At 66.4% G+C, this 23,001-nt stretch carries 25 protein-coding genes; 2 read left to right on the top strand and 23 right to left on the bottom strand.

The window, feature by feature from the left end; genetic code table 11:
* The first annotated feature begins 251 nt into the window (after window positions 1-251).
* Both odc2 and RB623_RS06520 read left to right on the top strand, forming a co-directional pair.
* Window positions 252-1,385, top strand: a complete 1,134-nt coding sequence (gene odc2 / locus RB623_RS06515) for an ornithine/lysine decarboxylase (protein ID WP_308055962.1) — start codon at window positions 252-254, stop codon at window positions 1,383-1,385.
* A gap of 102 nt (window positions 1,386-1,487) precedes the next feature.
* Window positions 1,488-2,048, top strand: a complete 561-nt coding sequence (locus tag RB623_RS06520; RefSeq protein ID WP_308055963.1) for an N-acetyltransferase — start codon at window positions 1,488-1,490, stop codon at window positions 2,046-2,048.
* A gap of 110 nt (window positions 2,049-2,158) precedes the next feature.
* Here the strand turns inward: RB623_RS06520 and RB623_RS06525 are convergent, their stop codons facing one another.
* The 23 genes from RB623_RS06525 to fliF all read right to left on the bottom strand — a co-directional run bounded on the left by RB623_RS06525 (window position 2,159) and on the right by fliF (window position 22,887).
* Window positions 2,159-2,440 (bottom strand): SCP2 sterol-binding domain-containing protein, encoded by a 282-nt coding sequence (locus tag RB623_RS06525; RefSeq protein WP_308055964.1) that lies wholly within the window; start codon window positions 2,438-2,440, stop codon window positions 2,159-2,161.
* Between the two features lie 173 nt (window positions 2,441-2,613).
* A complete protein-coding gene (locus tag RB623_RS06530) occupies window positions 2,614-3,165 on the bottom strand; it encodes a hypothetical protein (protein WP_308055965.1) in 552 nt (183 codons plus the stop codon).
* Window positions 3,162-3,575 (bottom strand): hypothetical protein, encoded by a 414-nt coding sequence (locus tag RB623_RS06535; protein WP_308055966.1) that lies wholly within the window; start codon window positions 3,573-3,575, stop codon window positions 3,162-3,164. The genes RB623_RS06530 and RB623_RS06535 overlap by 4 nt, the downstream gene beginning before the upstream one ends.
* Before the next feature lie 10 nt (window positions 3,576-3,585).
* Window positions 3,586-4,149 (bottom strand): rod-binding protein, encoded by a 564-nt coding sequence (locus tag RB623_RS06540; RefSeq protein ID WP_308055967.1) that lies wholly within the window; start codon window positions 4,147-4,149, stop codon window positions 3,586-3,588.
* Window positions 4,150-4,425: 276 nt separating this feature from the next.
* Window positions 4,426-4,809: a hypothetical protein gene (locus tag RB623_RS06545; protein WP_308055968.1), complete on the bottom strand. Its 384-nt coding sequence runs from the start codon at window positions 4,807-4,809 to the stop codon at window positions 4,426-4,428.
* A gap of 3 nt (window positions 4,810-4,812) precedes the next feature.
* Window positions 4,813-5,556, bottom strand: a complete 744-nt coding sequence (gene fliR, locus RB623_RS06550; RefSeq protein ID WP_374121653.1) for a flagellar biosynthetic protein FliR — start codon at window positions 5,554-5,556, stop codon at window positions 4,813-4,815.
* Between the two features lie 5 nt (window positions 5,557-5,561).
* Complete coding sequence (gene flhA, locus RB623_RS06555; protein WP_308055970.1) at window positions 5,562-7,649, bottom strand: flagellar biosynthesis protein FlhA; 2,088 nt, start codon at window positions 7,647-7,649, stop codon at window positions 5,562-5,564.
* A 92-nt stretch (window positions 7,650-7,741) separates the two neighbouring features.
* Window positions 7,742-8,260, bottom strand: coding sequence for an RES domain-containing protein (locus RB623_RS06560; RefSeq protein WP_308055971.1), 519 nt, complete (start codon window positions 8,258-8,260; stop codon window positions 7,742-7,744).
* Window positions 8,257-8,751 carry an antitoxin Xre/MbcA/ParS toxin-binding domain-containing protein gene (locus RB623_RS06565; RefSeq protein ID WP_308055972.1) on the bottom strand — a complete coding sequence of 165 codons (495 nt, stop codon included), beginning with the start codon at window positions 8,749-8,751 and terminating at the stop codon, window positions 8,257-8,259. The genes RB623_RS06560 and RB623_RS06565 overlap by 4 nt, the downstream gene beginning before the upstream one ends.
* Window positions 8,752-8,859: 108 nt before the next feature.
* Window positions 8,860-9,126, bottom strand: a complete 267-nt coding sequence (fliQ, locus tag RB623_RS06570) for a flagellar biosynthesis protein FliQ (RefSeq protein WP_308055973.1) — start codon at window positions 9,124-9,126, stop codon at window positions 8,860-8,862.
* Between the two features lie 74 nt (window positions 9,127-9,200).
* The gene (gene flgD, locus RB623_RS06575; RefSeq protein WP_308055974.1) at window positions 9,201-9,617 is read right to left on the bottom strand and encodes a flagellar hook assembly protein FlgD; all 417 of its coding nucleotides are present in this window, start codon (window positions 9,615-9,617) and stop codon (window positions 9,201-9,203) included.
* Window positions 9,617-10,060 carry a flagellar biosynthesis repressor FlbT gene (gene flbT / locus RB623_RS06580; protein WP_308055975.1) on the bottom strand — a complete coding sequence of 148 codons (444 nt, stop codon included), beginning with the start codon at window positions 10,058-10,060 and terminating at the stop codon, window positions 9,617-9,619. Before flbT ends, flgD begins: the two co-directional genes overlap by 1 nt.
* Window positions 10,057-10,404, bottom strand: a complete 348-nt coding sequence (gene flaF, locus RB623_RS06585; RefSeq protein ID WP_308055976.1) for a flagellar biosynthesis regulator FlaF — start codon at window positions 10,402-10,404, stop codon at window positions 10,057-10,059. The genes flbT and flaF overlap by 4 nt, the downstream gene beginning before the upstream one ends.
* 18 nt (window positions 10,405-10,422) lie before the next feature.
* A complete protein-coding gene (locus tag RB623_RS06590) occupies window positions 10,423-11,466 on the bottom strand; it encodes a flagellar hook-associated family protein (RefSeq protein WP_308056199.1) in 1,044 nt (347 codons plus the stop codon).
* 11 nt (window positions 11,467-11,477) lie between these two features.
* Complete coding sequence (gene flgK, locus RB623_RS06595) at window positions 11,478-12,932, bottom strand: flagellar hook-associated protein FlgK (protein ID WP_308055977.1); 1,455 nt, start codon at window positions 12,930-12,932, stop codon at window positions 11,478-11,480.
* A 65-nt stretch (window positions 12,933-12,997) separates the two neighbouring features.
* A complete protein-coding gene (locus RB623_RS06600) occupies window positions 12,998-14,257 on the bottom strand; it encodes a flagellar hook protein FlgE (RefSeq protein WP_308055978.1) in 1,260 nt (419 codons plus the stop codon).
* A 112-nt stretch (window positions 14,258-14,369) separates the two neighbouring features.
* Window positions 14,370-15,038, bottom strand: coding sequence for a response regulator transcription factor (locus RB623_RS06605; RefSeq protein ID WP_308055979.1), 669 nt, complete (start codon window positions 15,036-15,038; stop codon window positions 14,370-14,372).
* 212 nt (window positions 15,039-15,250) lie between these two features.
* On the bottom strand, window positions 15,251-15,811 hold the full coding sequence (locus RB623_RS06610; RefSeq protein ID WP_308055980.1) for a transglycosylase SLT domain-containing protein: 561 nt from the start codon (window positions 15,809-15,811) through the stop codon (window positions 15,251-15,253).
* On the bottom strand, window positions 15,777-17,912 hold the full coding sequence (locus RB623_RS06615) for a flagellar hook-length control protein FliK (protein WP_308055981.1): 2,136 nt from the start codon (window positions 17,910-17,912) through the stop codon (window positions 15,777-15,779). The genes RB623_RS06610 and RB623_RS06615 overlap by 35 nt, the downstream gene beginning before the upstream one ends.
* Window positions 17,909-19,384 (bottom strand): chemotaxis protein MotC, encoded by a 1,476-nt coding sequence (locus RB623_RS06620; RefSeq protein WP_308055982.1) that lies wholly within the window; start codon window positions 19,382-19,384, stop codon window positions 17,909-17,911. The genes RB623_RS06615 and RB623_RS06620 overlap by 4 nt, the downstream gene beginning before the upstream one ends.
* Window positions 19,381-20,625 carry a MotB family protein gene (locus tag RB623_RS06625; protein WP_308055983.1) on the bottom strand — a complete coding sequence of 415 codons (1,245 nt, stop codon included), beginning with the start codon at window positions 20,623-20,625 and terminating at the stop codon, window positions 19,381-19,383. Before RB623_RS06625 ends, RB623_RS06620 begins: the two co-directional genes overlap by 4 nt.
* Window positions 20,622-21,245 carry a hypothetical protein gene (locus tag RB623_RS06630; protein WP_308055984.1) on the bottom strand — a complete coding sequence of 208 codons (624 nt, stop codon included), beginning with the start codon at window positions 21,243-21,245 and terminating at the stop codon, window positions 20,622-20,624. The genes RB623_RS06625 and RB623_RS06630 overlap by 4 nt, the downstream gene beginning before the upstream one ends.
* Before the next feature lie 4 nt (window positions 21,246-21,249).
* The gene (gene fliF, locus RB623_RS06635) at window positions 21,250-22,887 is read right to left on the bottom strand and encodes a flagellar basal-body MS-ring/collar protein FliF (protein ID WP_308055985.1); all 1,638 of its coding nucleotides are present in this window, start codon (window positions 22,885-22,887) and stop codon (window positions 21,250-21,252) included.
* Between the last annotated feature and the right edge of the window lie 114 nt (window positions 22,888-23,001).

The raw sequence follows: 23,001 nt of genomic DNA on the forward strand, positions 1-23,001 counted from the left end.
GAAGAGGCACACCTTCATTGCCGGCAGTGCGGACGGGTCTCCCATCCAAGCCAAGGCAGACAAAGCGAGCGCGGACCGCAAGGTCTCAGCAAGCCGACGCGCGTGACGCGTTTTCGTGGTTCCGGGGTCTCCACCGGCTGGCGCCACGAGAAGCCGTCTCGCCCCTTTGTCCACCGCGGATGAACGCCCAGAGGGCGGTCCGCACCTTGCAGATGACGCGCGGTAGAAACCCCGTGCGAATGGAGAGACCGATGGCGACCCAGCGCATCCTCGACTTCCTCGCCACCCGACGACCGAACGGGCCTTGCCTCGTCGTCGACCTCGACGTCGTGCGCGATAATTTCCGCGCCTTCGAGAAGGCGTTGCCGGATTCCAAGATCTACTACGCGGTGAAGGCAAACCCGGCGCCGGAGATCCTGCGCCTGCTTGCCTCGATGGGCTCGTCCTTCGACACCGCGTCGGTTGCCGAGGTCGAGATGGCCATGGACGCGGGCGCGCCCGCCGACCGCATCTCCTTCGGCAACACCATCAAGAAGGAGCGCGACATTCTGCGCGCCTACGAACTCGGCATCCGCCTGTTCGCGGTGGACTGCGTCGAGGAAGTCGAGAAGATCGCCCGCGCCGCCCCCGGCAGCCGCGTGTTCTGCCGCGTGCTGACCGACGGCGAAGGCGCCGAGTGGCCGCTGTCGCGAAAATTCGGCTGCGTGCCGGCGATGGCGGTCGACGTGCTGCGCCATGCAAAGGCGCTCGGGCTGGACGCTTATGGCGTGTCCTTCCATGTCGGCTCGCAGCAGTGCGACCTGTCGGCCTGGGACCGCGCGCTGGGCGACGCCAAGCGTGTCTTCGAGACGCTGGCCGAGGAAGGCATCGTGCTCAAGATGGTCAACATGGGCGGCGGCTTCCCGACCCGCTATTTGAAGGACGTGCCGGCGGCGCAGGCTTATGGCCAGGCGATCTTCGCGGCGCTGCGCAAGCATTTCGGCAACCGCATCCCGGAGACGATCATCGAGCCGGGCCGCGGCATGGTCGGCAATGCCGGCGTCATCAAGTCGGAGGTCGTGCTGATCTCGAAGAAGGCCGACAACGACAATGTGCGCTGGGTCTATCTCGACATCGGCAAGTTCGGCGGGCTCGCCGAGACGATGGACGAGGCGATCCGCTACCCGATCGTAACGGCGCATGACGGCAGCGAGACCGCACCTTGCGTTCTCGCCGGCCCGACCTGCGATTCGGCCGACGTGCTCTACGAGAAGACGCCGTATCCGCTGCCGCTGTCGCTGACCATCGGCGACGACGTGCTGATCGAGGGCACTGGCGCCTACACGACCACCTATTCGGCGGTCGCCTTCAACGGCTTCGAGCCGCTGCGATCCTACGTGATCTGACGGGCTCGCGGCCCCTCAGATCACTTCCCGGCCGCCGGCGGTATCTCGCCGGCGACGGGTTCGCTTGTGGAACAGACCTCCGCGGGGGAAGGATTTTTCAAAGTGAACGCAGTCGAAATCGATACCCTGACCTACTCCATCGTCGCCGAGACCACCGCGGATGTCGCGGCGCGCGAGGCGCTGCTCGACCGCGCCATGGGTGTTGCCCGCAAGCGCAAGTCGTCGGAGAAGCTGCGCCGCGGCCGCAAGCCGTCCGAGGGACTGGCATTTGTCGCACGCGGCGCAGATGGGCGCATGCTCGGGACGGTAAGGTTGTGGGACGTCCATGTCAGCGGCGACCGCCGGGCGCTGCTGCTCGGCCCGCTGGCGGTCGATCCATCGGCAAAATCCGCGGGCGTCGGCTCGGCGCTGATGCGGCATGCGATCGCCGAGGCGAAGCGGCTCGGACACAGGGCGGTCGTGCTGGTCGGCGACGCTCCCTACTACGGGCGTTTTGGCTTCTCGGCGGAGAAGACGGGGCGGCTCGCCATGCCCGGTCCCTATGAGCGTCATCGCTTCCTGGCGCTTGAACTGGTCGAGGGCGCGCTGGACGGAGCGCAAGGCGTGCTTCGGCCTGCCGGCCGCAAGATCGGAGCCCGGGCGGAACTCGCGCGGGCCGCGTAAGTCACTTTCCCACGGGCTGGACCTTGGGTCCGGTCCGCCGGCCATCTTCTGGTGGGGGAGATGGCCGGGTCCACACCGACGGTCGCGCTTGGCGAAGCCGCCGCGCGTTTTCAGAGCAACTGGCTCAGCGCCATCGCCACCGACATGTCGCCGGTGACCTTGATCTTGCCGGTCATGAACGCCATGGTCGGGCTCAGGTCCCCAGACATCAGGCCCTCCAGATTGTCCAGCGTAAGCGAGATGGTGCAATCCGTCTCGGCGTCCGTGGTCGAAATGCTGGTCCCGTTGACGACGATCACGCCGTCCTTGCCCAGATCGAACTTCACCGATTTGTCGAAATCCGATTTTTCGACGCGGGGCCGCAGCCGCTCGACCAGATCCTGAACGCTCATCTCAAAATCTCCTGTTGGCGCGGCCGGCGGATCGATCCGCCACCGCAAAATAGCGTCGCCGGCGCCCGCGGCAATCGTGCCGCAAGGTCAGCCGGACCGATGCAAATCAGACTTGGCAGAGGGTTACGTCAGGCGTGTGTGGCGGGTCAACCGTCGGCTTGCGGCGACACGCTCTAATGCGCGGGCGCGGCGTCGTGGCCGCCGGAGGACGCGTCGGCGTCCTGGGTCGCGGGGACCTCTTCGGTGATCGTCTTGCGACGCTTTACCGCGTTGTCGCGGATCTCTTCCTTGGTGAGGTAGTCGACCTGCTCGACCAGCACGTCTTCGACCAGTTGCTGCTTGACCCTCTTGTTGATGCCGTCGCGGATGCCGGCTCGGAAGGCGTCGAGATCGAGGGCCGGGGTCTTGCTGAAATCGAGCGCCGGGGTCGAATAGACGTAGGAGTACACGACGTCGGTGATAAGCGCGTCGGCCGGCACGGTCAGCTTGCGCAGTTCCCTAGGATCGACCGTATAGACCAGGCGGGCGAGAAAATAGCCCTCGACCGACGCGTTGCGGATCAGCGGCACTGAGATGACGTCGGTCTTCACATAGTCGAGGCCGCCCATGAGGCTTGCCTCCTGCGCCGGCGCATCCGATTTCGTGCCGGCCGACTGGAAGGAATAGAAGACGGCGCCCAGCGTCGCCGCGCAGATCCAGAGTGCGGCGAGGACGAATTTTATCACCTGCCCCACCCGAACTCGCCGGCCGAATAGGTGCCGTCCGCCTCGGCGTGGCGGATGGCGTTGCGCATCAGCGTCGCGACCTCGTTGACGGCGTTCATGTGGGCCCGGATGGCCGCCTCGTTGCGCGCCAGCGTCTCACGCAGGCGGATGAGGCCGTCGCGGTGCTCGGCGAGTAAAGCCGCTTCGCCGATGCCCTTCATGGCGCGCGTCAGTTCGTAGAGGCAGCGGCCTTTCCGCGCGTTGGAGGACTGGAGGTCGAAGCCGCGGTCGTTCTTCAGCCCGTGGGTTTCGGCCTCGACGGCTTCCTCGATGCGGCCGATCAGGATCGAAAGGCTGGCCGGGCGGGCGGCTGCCGGCTCGGGTGCGTAGGGCCTCTCGGTGGGGGTAACAGTCGCGGTGTACTCGGTCATTCGTTACTCCCTACGCCTTGCCGTCGGTGTTCGCGCCGCGCGGCTCTTCCATGGCGCGCGCCACGCGGCGCTGCAGGTCCTGCACCAGCGCGTCGGAGAGCGCTGCCTGGCGGTCGGCCTCGGTGCGTTCCGTGCCGTGCGAGACCGGGCCGACCGGAACGGCGGACTTGCCCTCGACATAGTGATCGGCGAGCAGGCGCGAGGCGATGCCGATGCCGCCGCGCTCGGTCATGACGTCGGCGATGCGGCCGGCCATCATCGACTTCCACATGTCGCCGGCCAGCCCCTTGCCGTAGACCTCGCCGGCGTCCTTGGGCAGCATGGTCTGAATGAAGGTGCCGAGCACGACGGATTCGAATTTCTTCAAGGCGTCGGCGCCATCGGGGGCTATTGCGCCTCGGGTGGCGCGCATATTGCCTGGGCCGGCGGCGCCGAGGCTGAAGGCGGCGTCGGCTCCAGTCGGCGCCGTCGCGCCGACGCGGCGGGCCAGCGCGGTGCGAGCCGCCTCCAACCCCGACGGCTCGACGGCGCGGGCTACGTCGAGCACGATGTCGCTGGGCGGCGAAATGGCCAAGACGCTGGCTCCTCCGGTTTTTGACGGGTGCATTGTGGACCGAGAAGCTTGCGGGAGCCTTGCCTGGGGAGCGCCAGCGTAACCCTCCCCCTTGAGGGGAGGGTCGCGGAGCAAATTGCGCGGAACGCGCGATTTGTGACGCGGGGTGGGGTTGCCGATGAAGTGCTCCATCCTGAAGCGGTCCGACGGGCGCTCCAAACTGAAGCGACCCCACCCCGGCTCGCTCAACTCCACTTCGTTTCGTTGACTCGCCGACCCTCCCCTCGAGGGGGAGGGTTACGTCGGCGACTGCTTCCGCGCCAGCAACTCCAGCAGATCGCGTTCCGTCTTGCCGCGCTCGTCGGCGCGATCGGCCTCGCGCCAGGCACGCTCGACCCGGTCTGCGCGGACGGTGGCCATCGCCACGCGCCCTGCCTCGGTCTCGGCCAGTTTCTGGCTGGCCCGCTCGCGGGACAGCGCGGCTGAGATGCGCCGGTGGTAGACATCCGGAAAGGACATTGCCAGCGAGCCTTCTGCGTCGAAACGGCCGGCAAGTTCCTCCGCCTCCGCGCGGGCGGCAACTGCGGAGGCGACGAAACCGGCATGACGCGTCTCGTGCAGCGCCTTCAACTGCTCCTGCACGTCGAGCAGCTTTTTCAGCCTTCTGACGCGGTCGGCCATGGTTCAGCCTCCCAGCGCGGTGGCGGCGAAGCCATCGGCGAACAGGCTGAGCATGGTGGCGATGGCGAAATAGAAGATGATCAGCCCGCCGGCGATCACCATAGGCAGCGAGATGAAGTAGACCGGGATCTGCGGCGTCAGCTTGTTGACGAAACCGACGGTCAGGTTGACCAGGATGGCATAGGCGATGAAGGGGCTGCCGAGCCTCAGCGCGATCATGAAAGATTCGCCCAACGTGTCGGTGACGTTGACGAGTGCTGCGCGCGGATTGAACAGCATGTTGACCGGGGCGACCTCGTAGGACTGGATCAGCGCCTTGACGATCTCGTGGTGGAAATCGAAGACGAACAGCAGCAGCAGCGCCGAAAACGAGATGATCTCGCCGAGTGGCGCTTGCGGCTCGCCGTTCTCGATGCCGGGACCGGCCATGCCGCCATAGCCGATCAGCATGGCGATCGCGGAGCCCATGAAGGACAGTGCCATCATGTAAAGCCGGGCGAGCAGGCCGATCAGTCCGCCGGTCAGCAGTTCGGAAACCACCATCGGCGCCAGCAGCGCCGGCTCGCGCGTGGCCGAGGGCAGGATCTGGTCCCACAGATGTACCAGCAGCGCGCCGGTGGCGGCCACCGCCACGAACAGCCGCACCTGCATCGGCACGCGGGCGCTGGACAGGCCTGGCATGATCATGAAGCAGCCGCCGATGCGGCAGAAGGCGAGAAAGGCCGCGATGACGACGCTTTCGGGCAGGGTGGTCACGAAATCGTGCCCAGAATTCTGATCTCGACGCCCTTGGCGATCTCGACATGGGAGAGCACCGGCAGCGTGGTGTAGAGCCGCTCGATGATCATGCGCACATAGGGGCGCGCATCGGGCGCCGTGACGATGACGAAGCGTTCGCCGGCCTCCATATGGGAGCGGATCGCCTTCGAGGCGTCCTGGCCAAATTCCTCCAGCTGGCGCGGGTCGATGTCGAACTCGCGGATCTCGCCCTTGGCGTCGCGCTTCAGGCTCTGGTGGAAGGCGAGATCCCAGCGATTTCCGAGGCGCAGCACTTTCAGCACGCCTGCCTCGGAAAGATCGCCGCAGATCTGCTGGGCCATGCGCACCCGCACATGCTCGACGATCTGCTCGGTGCGGCGCACATGCGGGGCGATCTCGGCGATGGCCTCAATGATGAGATGCAGGTTGCGGATCGACACCCGCTCGGCCAGCAGCAGCTTCAGCACCGCCTGCAGGCCGGGATAGGAGATGTGCGAGGTGCAGATCTCGTCGGCGAGTTTTTTGTATTCCGCATCCTGGCGGTCGAGCAGCGCCTTCATGTCCTTGTAGGAGAGGAGCTGCGGCAGGTTGTTGCGGATGACTTCCGACAGGTGGGTGAGCAGCACCGACATGTTGTCGGCATAAGTGTATTGCTCGCGTTTCAAATCCTCGGCGAACATTTCGGGCACCGAATAGGCGCGCATGCCGAAGGCCGGCTCGCGCACCTCCTCGCCGGGGATGTCGGGATTGTCGCGTTTTCCCAGCAGCACCATCAACTCGCCGACGCGCATCTGGTGCTCGGCCACCACCGTGCCGTGGATCTTGATCTGGTAGCTCTTGCTCTGCAAAGCGAGGTCGTCGGTGAGTTTCACCTCGGGCACGACGAAACCGTATTGCGAGGCGAATTTTTTCCGCATCTTGGCCATGCGGAAGGCGAGTTCCTGATGCGAGACTAGAAGTTTCGTCGAGAGCTGCTTGCCGATCAGCAGCTCGATCTCGGCCGTCTTGAGGGACGCCTTGACCGAGTTCTTCTCCTCGTCCTCCTTTGTCGCGGTCTGCTCGCGTGCGACGGTCGCCTGCGCCTCGGCCTCTCGGCGCTGACGCAGCGGGATGATGTAGCCGATGGCCGCCATGGCGGCCGCCAGCGTGACGAAGGGGAACATCGGCAGGCCGGGCATCAGTGACAACAGCACCAGCAGGCCGGCGGCGACATAGAGCGCGCGCGGATAGGCGCCGAGCTGGCCGAACACCGCCTGGTCGGTGGAGCCGCGGGTGCCGCCCTTGGAGACCAGCAGGCCGGCGGCGAGCGAGACGATGAGGGCGGGGATCTGCGTCACCAGACCGTCGCCGACGGAGAGCTTGATGAACACGTCGGATGCTTCCGCCATGCCCATGTCGTGGCGGAAATAGCCGATGGCGATGCCGCCGACGATGTTGATGGCGGTGATGATCAGGCCGGCGATGGCGTCGCCGCGCACGAATTTCGAGGCGCCGTCCATCGAGCCGAAGAAGGAGCTTTCCTCCTCCAGCTCGCGGCGGCGCAACTGCGCGGTCTTGTCGTCGATGACGCCGGCGGAAAGGTCCGCGTCGATCGACATCTGCTTGCCGGGGATGGCGTCCAGCGTGAAGCGGGCGCCGACCTCGGCGATACGGGTGGCGCCCTTGGTGATGACGATGAAATTGACGATGATCAGGATCAGGAAGACGATCAGGCCGATGACGAAGTCGCCGCTCATGACGAGCTGCGAGAAGCCGCTGATGATGTAACCGGCCGCGTGTGTGCCCTCGCTGCCATGCGACAGGATCATGCGCGTGGTGGCGATGTTGAGCGACAGCCGCAGCATGGTGGCGATCAGCAGGATCGTCGGGAAGGACGAGAAGTCGAGCGGCCGCTGGATCCACAGCGCCACCATCAGGATCAGCACGGAAAGCGCGATCGAGAAAGCCAGCCCGATGTCGATCATGAAGGCCGGTATCGGCAGGAACAGCACCGCCAGGATGACGACGATGCCGAGCGCGAAGAAGACGTCACGGCTGTGCCGGGCGGGCGGCGCGGGGGAGAGAGTTTCGGTGACTGCCATGTGCCCGTTCCAGTTCATGCCGGAGCGTCGCACGCGCAGACCGGCGCGGAGAGGCTAGACGCTCAAGCTTGCGCGAGGCGTGGTGGGGAAGGCTACAGGCTTTGTTTCACGGCAGGCGGGTGCAGTCGGGGGTCGAGGGCGAAACGCTCCTGCGAGCCCATGACATAGGCGCCGGCAGCTTTTTCCGCCACGAACAACAGGTTCCAACTGCGCCTGGAAACAACGCTCGGGATGACGACGAACTGGTGATCGGCCAGAAGCCCGTCGCCAAAGCCCTGCTGACCGGCGCTCGGCTGGCCCGGATAGAGCCAATTCGGGTTCGGCACATCTTCAGGCAATACCACCCGGACGGATGTGAGATCGACCACCTTGGCTTGCGTCAACACGTGCGGTGTTGTGTCCAGAAGCGGAAAACCCTTGTGGACGCCGACCTCCAGAATCGCGGTCGACGGATCAATGGCGCAATAGACGGCGCGAACGCCCGCACTGTTCCAGCGGCCGCCCACCTGATAGGCGCCTTCGCCGCTGTCCCACGTCCTGGCATATGCCTGCCGGTCAAGCCGCCAGGCGATCAACTCGTCGCCGCCGAGAGGCGCCGGCAGAGGCGTCATGTATAGACACCGTAGTCGATGCGCTTGAGTAATGTCTCGACAAGCCCGACGCCTGCGGGTGTCGCGAGCAAATCAATCGGGCGGCGCTGGTCGAGCGCCATTGCCGGTCGCTCCATCCAGCGTTCGGCTTCTTCCTGCGAGCCGAATACATCGGTGGCCAATGCCAGGATCTCGGCGAATTTCCATGTCCTGCCGCTTTGTTCCTGGCTCAGCGGCCTGTCGGGCTGCTCGCTGCGGCGCTGGTATGTCCGCAGGCTGATTCCTACCGCCTGCTCAAGCGACTTGTTCCTTGGCAAAACGATGAGGCGGTCGAGCAGGCTGTTGAGGGCTCGGGACGGCAGCCCGCGTAGCAGAAGGTCGTGAACATCGAGTTCGGTTGCCGGCGCTTCGTCAAGAACTTCGTCGCCCCCGAGCAGGTCCATCACCCGCCGAAGGTTGTGCCGAACGTAGCCTACTTCGGCTTCGTTCCGAAGATCGCCAACAGTTCGCATGCCTGGATCGCCTTCATCGCGACAAATGTCTGATCAAAGTACGACAGGTGTCGCGATCGTTCAAGTGGCAATTGGGCAATCGGCGGCGTGGGAACCGGGCCGTGATGCTCAAAACCCTGTCTCGATGCGCTCGAAGATGACGTTGGAGAAGGCGGTGATCTGGCCGCCGATGAACGGCGCGGTGAAGGCGATGACCAAAAGGATGGCGACGATCTTCGGCACGAAGGTCAGCGTGATTTCCTGGATCTGCGTCAGCGCCTGGACCAGCGCGATGCCGATGCCGATGATCATGGCGACGCCGACCGCCGGGCCGCAGGCGGTCAGAACCGTCCAGATGGCGAACTGCACGATGTCGAGCGCGTCGGCCTCGTTCATGGACTTTGTTTCCCGCGAGAGACCGCTTGATTCGGTGAGGGGTCGCTTCAAGTTTCAAGCTGGTACTTCCGGCACTATTTGCCCGGCGAAATGACGATGCCGGGGCCGACGGTGATCTGCTTGCCGCTTTCCAGCACGGCGACGGCGCCGCTGCTCGTCAATCGCACCTCGGTCACCGTGCCGCTGGTCTTGCCGTCGGCGGAGGTCACGGTACGGCCGATGAGGGCATCGGCCTGTGCGAGTGTCGACGCCTGCAGAAGCTGGTCGAGGCGGCTGTTGATCTGGATCGACTGCTCGACCTGGCTGAAGGACGCGAGCTGCGCCACATATTGGGTCGAATCCATCGGGTTGGTCGGATCCTGGTTCTTCATCTGCGCGACGAGCAGCCGCAGGAAGGACTGGTAGTCGACCGAGGTTTTGGCGGCCGCATCGTTCGATGTGGATGTCTTGTTCGCAGTGTTCGTCTGCACTGCATTGACCGGCGACGTCATCAGGCGCGCGCTCCCATCGCGATCGGTCGCACATTCGTCGCGGCATCGTTGGCATGTCCCATCGCCTTGGCCTCCAGCCCGTAGAGCGAGCGGATGGTCTTCAGCGCCTCGAACACCGAGCCCTGGCTCACCAGCGCATCGACCTGCTTGAGGGCGGCGCTGATCTGCGGGTCCTCGAAACTGGCGATCAGCAGCGGCAGCGATTTGCGGAACATGTCGCGCGCTTGCGCAGCACCCTCCGGCTCCATCAGCATGATCTGCACCATGAAATAGAGCTGGCGCAGCGGTGTGGAGGCTTCGGAAGCTTGTATGACGTGGCTTTCCAGCAGGAACTGCACGTCGTTGAGAAGCTCGATCGTCACCTTGCGGTCGGCCCGCACGACGGCGCCGTTGAGATAGATCTTCTCGTTGGGCTTCAGCGAAATCTTCAGCGTCGGTTTCATCGTATTCCGTCCCGGATGATCTGCGACACTTCGATGATCCCCTCGAAATTCTGCGAGCGGCCCTGGCGGACCTCTTCGGCCTCGCGCAGCAGCCACAGGCCGATGGAGATGAGGTTGGCACGCAATTCCTTCGGCAGCGCGTTCTCGGCATTGCCGAGGTCCTCGACGAAGGTGGTCCATAGGCGGTTGGTGAAATGCAGCGCCTCGATCGCCTTCAGCGAGTCGGCGCCGGCCTGCCTGGCCTCGCTGAGCAGCGCGATCGAGCGGTTGAGCAACTGGCGCTCGCGATCCCGTGCGTCGGCGACCGAGTCGGTCTGGATGTCGGCGTAGGAGAATTGATACATCGTCGGTTTGCCGCCGGGTTAGCTGATGAAACGCAGGATGCTGAGTTGCTGTAGGCGCGCGGTGAGCGCGTAGGAGGCTTCAATCTGGCCGAGCAGGGCGTCCACGCGCGTCTTGGCCTCGTAGGGATCGACGCCGGTCATGTCGCCGATCTGGCGTTCGAACAGGTCGATCTGCACCTCGAGCCGGTCGCTGGCGTCGCTCACCCTTTTCTGCAGGATGCCGGTGGTGGCTTGCAGGTCGGCGATGTTGCCGACCGCCTCGCCGACCAGTGATACGGCCTTTTCCAACAGCGCCTGGCGGGCGCCGGCGCCGATTTCGCTGTCGAACAGGTCGCTGATGGTGGCGGCAGCCATGGCCAGCTTGCGGAGGCCGGGATCGTTGGCGCTGACCGAGGTTTCCGTGGTGTCGGTGAGCGTGACGCGGCTGACGATGCGCTGGTCGGTGGCGCTGGACCAGTTGGCGATCCAGCCGACGCCAAGGAACTGCGGCTCGACCGCGGCGGTCAGGAAGGCATCCATCTGCGCGGCGGTGATCGAGGCCGCCGCCGCATCGGTCTTGGCGAAACCGAAATGCGCCTGGAAGGCGGCGTCGAAGGCCGCCTTGGCGGGGGAGCCCGGCGCCGAAAAATCGTCGATCGGCGTCACGTCGGTATTGGTGCCGGCAAAGATATGCTCGCCGTTGAAGCTGGTGTTGAGCACGCTGGTCAACTGCTCCAGCATGATCTTTGCCGCCGAGCGGGTGACGTCGCCCACCGCGTCGCCAGAGGAACTGGTAGTGAGCGTGGAGAGAAAACTCTGCGCCGCCTCGTGGATCTGCGTCAGCGAGTCCTGGCTGGATTTCAGCCGCGACGAGATCAGCGTGTTGGAATCGACGATGCCCTGCATGCGCTCGAAGTCGCGTGTGAAGGAAACCGTCTGTGCGGTACGCGCGCCGAGCGCCAGCCCGGTGTCGGCAAGCACGCCGGTTTGCAACTCCTTCTGCGCCTTCATCAGGTCCGATTGCGCGCGCAGCAGCGAGTAGCGCAGCGATTGCGACAGGGCGGCTGTGGAGACGGAGGTCATCTTCATGGGCGCTACCCGACCGCCGCGAGCAGGGTGGCGAGCATCTCGTCCACCGCCTTGATGATGCGCGCCGAGGCCTCGTAGGAATGTTCGAGCTCGAGCAGCAGCGCCATCTCGGCGTCGACATTGACGCCGGTGGCGTTGGAGAGCGCTTCCTGGGTTCGCGCCGCCAGCGCCTCCTTGGTCTCGGCGCCCTCCGAGGCGTCCTTGCGCACCGCCTGGAACCAGCCGATCGAGGCGCTGGAATAGGCGCTGAGGCTGATGTTGGTGGTCAGCCCCGCCGCCGTGTCGAAGGCCATGGGCTGGCCCAGGCGGTCGCCATAGGCGATGATCAAATCGGCGAAGCCGGCATTGCCGCCGGTGTTGACGACATAAGCCGCGCCGTTGGCGCCGCCGTCGCGCAGCAGTTCCGGATTGCCGCCGGCGCTCGAATCGAAGGCGGCGTTGATGCGGATCGAGCCGGCGAGCCCGTCGGCCAGCGTGCCGGCGGCGGGCATGGCCGGCGCGCCCGGCCAGGTGAACAGGCCGGGCCTGTCGGGCACGGCAGTTCCCTTTTCCGCGAAGGCGGAGATCAGGCCGCGTGCGATCTCGTCGAGCTGGCCCTGCATCTGTGCGGCGACGCCGTCACGCAGTTGCACCAGGCCGGCGAGCTTGCCCGAGGCATCTGTGTTGCCGCCTGAGCCGAGACGTACCGGCACCCCGTCGACATAGACGGCGTTGCCGCTGGTGCCGGCGCCGAAGGCCGCTGTCGCCTGGAAGGAGACGGTGCGTGGTACGCCCTCGAACAGCGTGGCGCCGTCCTTCGTCATCAGCACCATGTCGTTGTCGCCGCGCGACAGGGTCGACAGCGGCACATATTCGGAAATCTTTTTCAGCAGCGCGTCGCGCTGGTCGAGCGCGTCGTTGACGTCGCGGCCGGCGCGCGTGCCCGCGGCGACCGCGGTGTTCACGTCCTTGAACTGGGCGAGCAACTGGTTGAGCTCGCCGACGGCAGTGGCGACCTGGCCGTCGACGTCGCCGCGAAATGTCTGGATCGCGGCAGTGCCGTCGTTGAGCGAACGCACCACCTGGCGTGCGGCGTCGATGGCGTTTTCGGCCAGGCTGCGGTTCGACGGCGAGGCCGAATAGGTCTGCAATGCTTGTTGGAGTTTTCCGATGGCAGTTGCGGCGGTCGAGCTATTGTCGACGCCATTGACGGATATTTCGAGCTGCTCAAGGCCGGCGGATAGTGTGCCCTGTCCGCTCCAGGCCGAGAGCGCAGCAAGGTTCTGGCGGAACAACTGCTCGTTGGTGGCGCGCTGGACGTCGACCACCCGGCTGCCCGGAGCCATGCTGGAGACCAGCGCGACGCGTCTGGTATAGTCGGGGTTCTTGGCGTCCTGAACGTTGCGCGAGACGACGCTGGTCTGGCGCCCGTTGTTGAGGAGCGCCGACTGGGCGATGTTGAGGGCGGCGGAAAGCGACATGTGTAAGGACTTTCAGGCGGCCCGCTTTACCGCGGGCGCCCGAAGGCGCGCCGCGGCCCGCGACGCTACCTCTTGAGATTGACGAGGACATCCATCAGGTCGGCCCCGGTCTGGAACACTTTCGAATTGGCCGTGTAGCTGCGCTGCGACTCGATCATGTTGGTGAGTTCTTCCGCCACGTCGACATTCGAGCTTTCGAGCGCGCCGGAGACGATCGCGCCGTATGTGCCTTCGCCGGCGAAGCCAACCTGCACCGAGCCCGACAATGTGCTTTCGGAGAAGACGTTGCCGGACAGGACGTTGAGCTGGTCCGGGCTCTGCACGCTGGCGAGCGGGATGCGGTAGAGGTCCTTGATCGAGCCGTCGCTGAACTGCGCGAAGACGGTGCCGTCGCTGGCGATTTCCACCGTGTCGATCGTGCTCGGCCCCGAGCCGTCGATCTCGGCCTTGCTGACCGTGTAGTCCTTGCCGAGCTGGGTCATCTTGGCAAGGTCGAGCGTCAAGCTCTGCCCGCCGGGAACGGCAACGGTGATGTCCTTCGGGCTGGCCGCCGTAAGCTGGCCGGTGGTGCCGTCGAAGGAGAGCGTCTGCGTCGCCAGCGCCGGGCTGCTGTAGGGGAACGAGGTGTTCGCCGCAGCGTCGGCCTGGTTGTAGATGGTGACTTCCCAGGTGTTGCTGGCGGTCTTGGTGCTGTAGACGTCGAGCAGCACCTCGCGGCCGAGATTGTCGTAGGCGAGCAGCGAGGATTTCGCCGAGAATTTTGCCGTGGCGGCGTTCTGCGACGGCCGCTCGGCCGCAGGCACGATGTCGGCGCTGGCGGGGAGGTTGGCGCTGAAGATGCCGAGCCGGCTCGGCGCGGCGGTCGTCTCGTTGATCTTGACGCTGACGGCTTCGAGGCCACCGAAACCGTTGGCGTTGGCGCTGGGAATGCCGTTGGAGTAGCTGTAGCCCATCAACTGGAAACCGGCGGCGTTGACCAGCCGGCCCTCGTCGTCGGGCGTGAAGGCGCCGGCACGGGTCATGAAGGTCTGGCCGTCGGCGTCCTGGACAATGAAGAAGCCGTTGCCGTTGATGGCGAGATCGTTGGACGAGGTGGTGAAGCGCAGGTCGCCCTGCTGCGAGATGGCGTTGCGCACCGTGGTGGTGACGCCGCCGGACGTATAGTTGCTGCCGGTGGTCGGTATGATCAGCGACGAGAATTCGGTGCTCGAGCGCTTGTAGCCGGTGGTGTTCGAATTGGCGATGTTGTCCGAGACGGAAGAAAGCCGGTTGGCCTGGGCATTCATGCCCGAGACGCCGGTGCGCATCATTCCATAAAGGCTCATCGGGAGGTCTCCTCATGATCCAGGCCGTTGGACCCGAGGGTAGCCAATCTGTCTTGCGCGAGGCTGTCGGCGTGGCAGCGGCCCGCCGGCGCCTCCGGAACGGGCGCGGACATCACACGACCAGCCGGTAGCCGAGGAACCGTTTCGAATCGATCGGATCGGCGCCCAGCCGCTCGCGCAGCTTCTTGCGCAGCTTGCTGATATGGCTTTCGACCACGTTCTCCTCGACCTCTTCGTCGAAAAGCCCGTAAATGGCGTTGAAGACCTGCGTCTTGGTCACGCGGCGGCCGCTGTTTGCCGCCAGATATTCGAGGATGCGGCGCTCGCGCCGCGGCAGCGGCAGCGGCACACCATCGATCTCGGGATCCCGGCCATCCATGAAGATGCGCATGCGGCCGATCTCGGCCGGCTTGTGCTCGTCGCTGGCGCGGCGGCGGATGGCGGCGATGCGCGCCAGGATCTCGCGGATGTGGACCGGCTTGCGGACGACGTCGTCGACGCCCGAGTCGAACAGCCGGAGCGTGTTTTCGAGCGAATGCTGTTCGCTGAGCGCGATGACCGGAGCGCCGGTGCGGTCGCGCAGGGCGCGCGGCAAGAGGTTTTCGCTGCCGCAGTCGCCGATCAGGAATGCCCTGACCGACTTCAAATCCTCGTCGGGCGCGCTGGAAACCCACTCGCCGAACTCACCCGACCTGAAACCGGTGGTTGCCACGCCTTCTCGGTCAAAGAGTGAGGAATAACCTTCAGTGACGAGCTTGCGCTCGTCCACGATCACGATCATAGGCCCCCGCCTTTCGAATCATTCGCAGCGATTTGCGATTCAAGGCGTAATCGTGACCGCCACCCCGAAATATCACTATTTCTTGTGGATGGTTTCTTGGGAATGGATGCCCGTAAAAGTTGTTTCGCACTTGCAAGGTTGTATCGGAATCATCTCATATATGAATGCGCGCAGGAGGGGGGACCGCCGTGTGGGCGCAGTCGGCCAGAGAGCTATCTATGGTTGCAAAACGAGCGGGCGTTCGACGTCCATTTGCCGAAGCCCGTGGCGACCATGTTGGCGATGACGCGGCAGACGTAGCGCTTCTGTGCCGGGTCGTTGTCCGGTCCGGCATGATAGCGCGCGACGGCCATCGACCAGGTGTCGTGCCGGGCATGTAGGCGGGCCAGGAAGCGGGCGGCGTAGTCGACATTCTTGCGCGGATCGAGCATGTCGGCGACGCTGGCGAAATGCTGCGAATGGTAGTGGTGGTTGATCTGCATGCAGCCGAGATCGATCAGCGTCTTGCCTTCGCCGCGCGCCTTGGCGAAGGCGGCCAGCGCCTGTCGCGGACTTTCGAGGAAGACGGCTTTTCCCTCTATATTCAAGGCGTTGGGCTGAAGGCTCCCCTTGTTTCCGGTTTCCGTCAGCCCGACCGCGTAAAGGATGCCGACCGGTACGCCGTAGCGGTCGGCGGCGCGCAGGATCTCGGGCTCGCAGGGGTTGCCGGCGGCGGAAGCGACGCCTGTCGCGGCGGCGCTAGATGTAAAGGCCGCCGCTGCCGCGATCAGCATCGCGCCGAGCCGTGCCGGCGAACACCGGCGAACCGTCTTCTTCACTGCGCCCTCCATGATGGCCGCCCGACCGTTCGCCGCCGTCGCCTGGCGTACCGCCTGGCGGCTGGTCGCGGCCTTGCGGGAGGCCGGGCGGGGTAGCCGCATCGGCGCGCGCTGATGCATTTGATGCAATCAAAGATTGTATAACGGTGACCTGACCCACTTCGTAGCCCAGCGATCGGATTGCCTTTTCGATGACCTGCTCCTCACCCTTGAGACGGTCATGCGCCTCACGCGTGGCAACGCGGATTTCAACCTTCAATTGAGTTCCGGATATGCTCAAGGTAGCTGTCAACGCCCCCAGATGTTCGGGATTGAGCTGCAGCTCGAGCGTCCTCGGAGCAAGGGGTGCGAGAAGGGATGAGGGGTGTGTCGCCACTGCAACAGGCGCGGGCCGCCATGTCGGTTCCGTCAGGATCGCGGCGGTTAGCGCCAGCGCTGGGGAGGGCTGCTGAGCTGGCGGAACGGCGGGCCTCGCCGTGGCGGCTGCCGCCAGGAGTTGCAGCGCCGGTTCCGTTTTGGCCGACGCGTCAGGCTGGGCGATGTGCTCGTCGGCAGGCTCATCCGGATGAACGCCCGTTCCATCCGCCGGCGCTGCTGCGAGCTCCAGCGGCCCGGCGCCGTCCTGAAGCTGGTCTGCGCCGGGAGACGGACCCGCCGCCGACGAATGTTTGGTCCAAAGGACGCTGGCGACGAGCGTGCGCGAGCGCTCAGGCCCGGCGGCCGAGGGGCGTGGGGGCTGCGGGATTGACGCGGCCGCACCGGAGAGCGTGTCATGCTGCTGCACCGGCTGGCGCGTTGCGGTTTCCGCCGCGGGCCGGCGCGTCGCATACCGCGCCACGGCGGCGGTCAATTCGGAAGAGAAGGAGCGGTCGCCATCGCCGGGAGCAACGGTCCGCGACGGTTGTGAGGGTTCGGATGTGCGGCCGATGGCCGGGCCGGGACCCTGTACCTTCGCAGATCTTGGCGTGAAATCAGGGCGGCCATCCGACAGGTCCACGTCTGAAATGACGATGGCGGATGGAACTTGTGCCTGGTTGCCTTGTGGCTGGGCTGTGGTCGACGTCGGCGTCCCTGGGCCCGCCGGGGCCGGTTTTGCAGTTGTCGACGGGTTGTCGCCAGCCGGTGCGGCGCCCACCTGCCGGCGGGGCGTCCCGGCGTCGCGCGAAAGCGGCGTTTCGCCCTCCGTTGGCGTTCTGACAGACGCGCGCGCGTCTGTCGCTTCGCTGCGGGATCGGACTGCCGGCGGGAGGCCGCGCCCGATGGCCGCGACGGCGCTTCCCGGAGGGGCCGCAGACGCGGACGCTTCTGCGGGACCAGGCGAAGTCGACGCCGCCGGGATCGAAGGCCGGTCGGAAACGGGGCGTGTGGAGGAGGCGTCATCGCCCGACGTCGTCGCGCTGCCGATGGCTGCAGCGCGGGCGTGCCGATCAGCCTTGTCGGGAACGGCATGCCGGACATCGGGTGCGACGGTTTTGCCCTGGTTTGCGGGTGCCTTCAACGCACCGTCGGACGCCGGGAGCGGTGCGCCGGGCAAGGAGGTGGATTCGGCTGCATCCGCAACCGCATCGGGTGATGCGGCCCGCGCGGATTCCACTGTCGCGGACCCCAGAGGCGCGGACTGCGCGGGTAGAGGCGCGAGGGACGGCGGCACCGGCGCGGTAAGGGCAGGTGCGGGGGGAACGGACACCGGGACATCGGCTGCGTGCGGATCCTGCCGACGATCCTCGTCACCGGCGTCGGTTTCCCTTTCTGCGACATCGGCCTTGTATCGCCCGGAGGCAGCAGCGGCGGGGAGAGGATGGGGCTGTCCAGTGCTTTCCGGGTCCGCGGCGATCGGCGTTTTGAGTTCCTCGGCATGCGGCGGGCTTTTGTCGCCGGCGGATGTAGCATGGGCCGCAACGGCCGCGCCTTCTGCATTCGCTGACGAGCTTTTCGCCTGCGCTTCGGTTTGCCGGACGAAGTGCGAGAAGGCACCCGCGTCGTCGCGCCGCGCCGGACCGCCGTGCCTGGTGGGTTTCGCCAAAGGCGAAGCAGGGGCGATGTTGCTGGTCTTCAATCCTCGGCTCCCGACAGCAAGGCATCGATCTCGGCAAGCTTCTTGCGCCCTTCAGCCATCGTCATGTCGACAGCATCGGCGGGTTTCGCCGCATCCGGGCTTTTGGCTATGGCGGGAGCGGCGGCCGCATGGTCCTCGGTGGGCTCTTCGGCCTGGGCTGCGGCGCGCCGCGTGCCAGGCTCGGCCGCCAGTGCTTGCGCCTGCTCAACCGGTGCATCGTCGCCGTCAGGCGCCGGGTCCGCGGGCGGCTGGGCGGGCGCCTCGACCACCTGCGGCAAGGTCTCGCCGGGCGAAGCAGCCCGGTTCGGCGCGCTGCCTTCGGGCTCGGGACCGCGCTCGATAGATTGGGACGCGCCTTCGCCCGGCGCCGTCGCGGCGGGTCCTTTCGCGTCAGCCGCCGGTGGCGAGGGGGGCGCCAACGCCGCGGGCGTCCTGACGATGCCCTCGCTGACAGCCAGCACCGCATCGAGCAGTTCGCGGTCGCCGTCCGACAGTTTTCCCCGGTCGATGCGTGAAATGCGCTGGCGGATCGCCTCCGTCGGTTCCTCGGCCACGCCGGTGAGGCTGGTGTAGAGCAGGAGGCGCGGGTCCGTCTCGTGGCTTTCGGGCACGATCACCGATTCCGCCTTGGAGGCGGCGTATTTGGACAAGGCGACATGGCCCTCGATCACGGCGCGGCGGGCGATGCGCAGATAGATCACCTTGCGCTGCTCGGGGTTCATAAGGAGCGTGACGGCGTCCACCGAGGAGAGGTCCAGCCGGTCGTTCAGTTTGATCACGCCCGCGACCAGTGCGTCGGCGAACTGGCTGGCATAGGGGGAACGGATGTAGCCGCGCGCATATTGGTCGATGGCGCGCAGGAAGCGCTCCGGGTCCTCGACGCTCGCGGCCAGCGATATGGAGCGGCGCAGTGCAGCCTCCTCGACCAGCGTGCCGGGCGACAGCAGCCGCGCCTGGTCGAGCAGCTTCAGCGCGCCGTTGGGATCCTCGAGCGAAGCGAGGGAACCTTTCAGCAGCGCGATGAAGGCGCCGATCTCGGCCGGCTCCGCCATCGGATCGATCGGCCGCAGCGCGCCGGCGGCGTTGCGCGTGCCGCCGTTGAGATAACCCAGGATGCCGGCGGCGATGCGGCTGTCGCGCTCGCCGAGATGCAGCCTGAGCAGGATCGATTTCAGCGTCGCCGGGTTTCCGCCGCTCATGGCGTAGACCAGCATCGCCTGGAGATTGGCCGGTTGCATGAGTTCGGCAGCGCTGGCCTCGCGCAGCCGCGCATCGATCATCTCCAGCAGCCGCCGCTGGATCGGCAGCGCCGCGTGGTCTCCGACGGCGACGCGGTCCTGCACATGCTGGAGCGAGCGCACCATCTGGTAGGGCGCCAGATCCGGCGCGCCGTCAGTCGGCTGCGCGACGGCCGCCGGCGCGCCGAGCAGGCACCCGGCCAGCAGGCCGGCGGCGGTCGCCAGAAACCTCATCCGCCGATCTCGAGCAGGATTTCGATGCGGCGGTTGACTGCCGCCAGCGGATTGGCGGGGTCCTTCGGCTTGCGGTCGGCAAAGCCGGCCACTTCGGTGACGCGCTTTTCGTCGAGGCCGGCGCGCACCAGCATGTAGTAGGCCGAATGCGCGCGCGCGGTGGACAGCCGCCAGTTGTCGTAGCCGTTGCCCTTGTAGGGGCGGGCGTCGGTGTGGCCGCTGAGGGTGACCGTGCCCTTCTGCCTGCCGATCGCCTGGCTGATCTTTTCCATGGCGAGCACCAGCTCGCGGCGTGGCATGGCCGAGCCGATCTCGAACATCCCGAATTCGAGCTGGTCGGTGACGGAGACCTGCACGCCCTTGTCGGTGGCCACCACCGAAATTCCGTCCTTCATCTTGTCGTTTGGCAGAAGTTCCTCTGCCAGTTCGCGGCGGATCTGGTCGGCGGCCTTCTCTGCCGCCGGCGTCGGTTCCGGTTTCTCCCGCGGCGCAGGCTCCGCCGGTTTCGCCGTGGTCCCGGCATCGGCTTTCGGAGCGGCGGCGGGCGGGGTCTTTTCCGCCCGCGGCTGTTCAATGGCGTTGCGAGCAGAAGTTTCGCCGCCCGCGTCCGGCCTCGCGGCCGCCTCGGTCCCGGGGCTGCCGTCCTCGGTGCGCCGCGGCTCGGCACTGGCCTCGGCCTCGTTCGGCAGCGCAACCTGCTGCGACCAGAAATCCGGCGCGAACGGGTCGCGGTAAGCCTCGCCGCCCGAAGCGCCCGTCGCCGGCCCGGCCACCTGCGCGCCGCCGTCGCCGTTCTCGCTGATGTTCTGCTTGATGCCGGTGTCGGAGGCGATCTCGGCCAGCACGGCGTAGGGGTCGGAGAAAAGCTTCTCGTCGGCCTCCTTCTTGATCTCGGAGCTCTGCACGGTGCCTTCTTTGGTCGACGGGCCGGCCTCGGCCTCGCCGCCCTCGGAATTCTTCTCCGTCTCGCTGCCCACCTGTTCGGAGCCGTCGCCCTCGTCCCCGATGCTTCTGCGGCCGGCGTTGCGGTCGACCAGCTTGACCGGGTTGAAATAGCTGGCGACCGCTACCCTTGTCTCCTCGTTCGAGGCGTTGATCAGCCACATGACCAGGAAGAAGCACATCATGGCGGTCATGAAATCGGCGAAAGCGATCTTCCAGACACCGCCATGATGGTCGTCGTCGTGGTCGCCGTGGCCGCGCCGGACGATGACGATCTCGTGCGGGGAATCGGCGCTCATTCGAGAATCTCCGACAGCACGCCGGACCATTCGCCCAGCCGGGTCTCGAAGACGGCGCCGTCGATGGCTACGGAGAGGTCGAAGCCGTCGGTCTCGATATGGTGCAGGTTGGCGGCGCGGCCCGCCAGCGCCTGGCTCAGTCCCTCGAACAGCGATCGCGGGCCGCGCACCTCAATGCGCAGGCTGTCGGCGTCGCGTAGCGCGGCGTCGATCGACCGGGCGAGACTTTCGATGGAGCGGCGGCGCAGGTCGTCGGCCAGCACGCCGCCGAGGATGCGCGCGACCGTCGCCGACACATGTTCGCCGACGCCGCGCTCCAGTTCGGTGAGCCGCGTGGCGATGGCCGTCGCGGCGTCCTCGCCCAGCCGGTGCGACAGCGCCTCGATCTCTTCCGCGTGGGTCCGCCGCTCGGCAAGCAGCGCCGCCTCGTGCTCGACCGCCAGCCGCATCGCCAGCGCCTGCTCGGCGCGCTCGACCTCGGCGCGCACGATCGCGTCGACATCGACCTGCGGCGGCTGCGGAGCCGGCGAAGGGGGAGCGGGAGCGCGCGGCGTGCCTGGCGCGGGCGCGGCTGGCGCTCCGAAATCCGGCAGGGCATCGATCAGTCTGAGGGCCGCCATCGGATCAGCCCGCCGCTTCCGGCGCGGCCCATTTGCGCAGGATCAGCGCGGTGCGCTCCTCGTTCAAGTCGACCATGCGCGCCAGCCGCTCCTGCGGCGCGGGCTTCAGCTTCTGGCGCAGATCGTCGAGCGGCGTCGTCGCGCTGGACCGGCCGGGCAGGGCGGTGACCTCGGCGCCGGCGCTTTCCGGATTGGGCAGCGAGCGCTGCACCTCGTCGAAGGACGGGCCGGCGAGCGCCGGCGCGCCGGCCGGCCTCTGTAGCGCGGCGACCATCGGGCGCAGGCCGAAGAAGGCGAGCAGGAACACCACCGCAATGAAAGCGCCGGCATTGATCATCGTGCCGGTATGCCGACCGATCGAATCCATGATGCCCGGGCCGGCGATCTCGCTGCCGTCCAGCCCGTCAATGAATTCCACTGCCGAGACGTTCAGCTTGTCGCCGCGCGCCTCGTCCAGCCCGGCGGCCGAGGCGACGACCTTCTGGATGTCGGCGATGCGTTCGGCGACCTTGTCCGGCGTCGCACCCTCGCCGAGGATCGCGGCCAACCGCTGCTGGTTGACCACGACCGCGATGGACAGCTTCGTCAACGTGTAGCCGTTGCTGGTGGTCGAGATGCGTTTGGAGTTCATCTCGTAGTTGGTGGTTTCTTCCTTGCGCTCGCTCTGCTCGGAGGATTGCGGACCGGCGGTGATCGGCGCCTCGGTTTCGGGCAAATTCTGGTCGACGGAGGCCGGCGCGGCCGCCGATTGCTGGCTGGTGTTCTCGTTGGAGCGCACCACCTGGACCGAGCGCTCGACCCGCGATTCCGGATCGAAGATCGTCTCCTCCGACTGGCGCATGTCGGTGTTGACGTCTGCCTTGACGCTGGCGCGGAAATTTTCCGGCCCCAGATAGGGGGCGAGCGCGCGGCGGATGTTGTCCTCGATCTGCAGCTCGACATTGCGCTCGACGCCGAGCGAGCGACTGGCGCTGGAATTGGTGGGATCGTCGCCGGCAGCCAACAGCGTGCCGCTGGAATCGAGCACGGTGACCTTTTCCACGCCGAGCCCGGGCACCGCGGCGGCGACCAGGTAGCGGATGGCGCTGGCGCTCTTGGCGGCGTCCAGATCGGCAGCGCGGATGACGACGGAAGCGGAAGGCTGCTGCTCGTCGCGGCGGAAGGAGGCGCGCTCGGACATGACCAGGTGCACGCGCGCGGCCTTGATGCCGTTGATCGACTGGATGGTGCGGGCGATCTCGCCCTCGAGCGCGCGCACGCGCGTCACCTGCTGCATGAAGGAGGTGAGGCCGAGCGAGCCGACATTGTCGAACAACTCGTAGCCGGCATTGGCGCTGGTCGGCAGGCCTTTTTCAGCCAGCAGCATGCGCGCGGCGGCCGTCCTGCCGGCGGGAACGAGCACTGTGGTGCCGTCGGAGGCGACGTCGAACGCAATGCCGGCTTCGCCCAGTACCAGGCCGATCTGGTTCACGTCGGAGCGCTCCAGGCCGACATAGAGCGTCTCGAAGGCCGGCCGGTTGAGATAGATCGAGGCGACGGCCAGCACGGAGAGCACCAGCGCCGTGACCCCGCCCATGATGGCGAGGCGGCGCGGGCCGAAAGCCTGCAGGTTGGCAACGATCTTCTGGAGTTGCTCGGGCACGGATCACGGCTCCACACGGCTTTCCGGGGCAGAGCCTAACGATCGAAGCTTGTGCGAGGATGAAATCGGGCCGCGCGATGCGCGGCCCGATGGTCATGGAGCACTTAGTGCCGG

Source organism: Mesorhizobium sp. LHD-90 (assembly GCF_030929505.1).
In the GTDB taxonomy this organism is placed as follows: domain Bacteria; phylum Pseudomonadota; class Alphaproteobacteria; order Rhizobiales; family Rhizobiaceae; genus Kumtagia.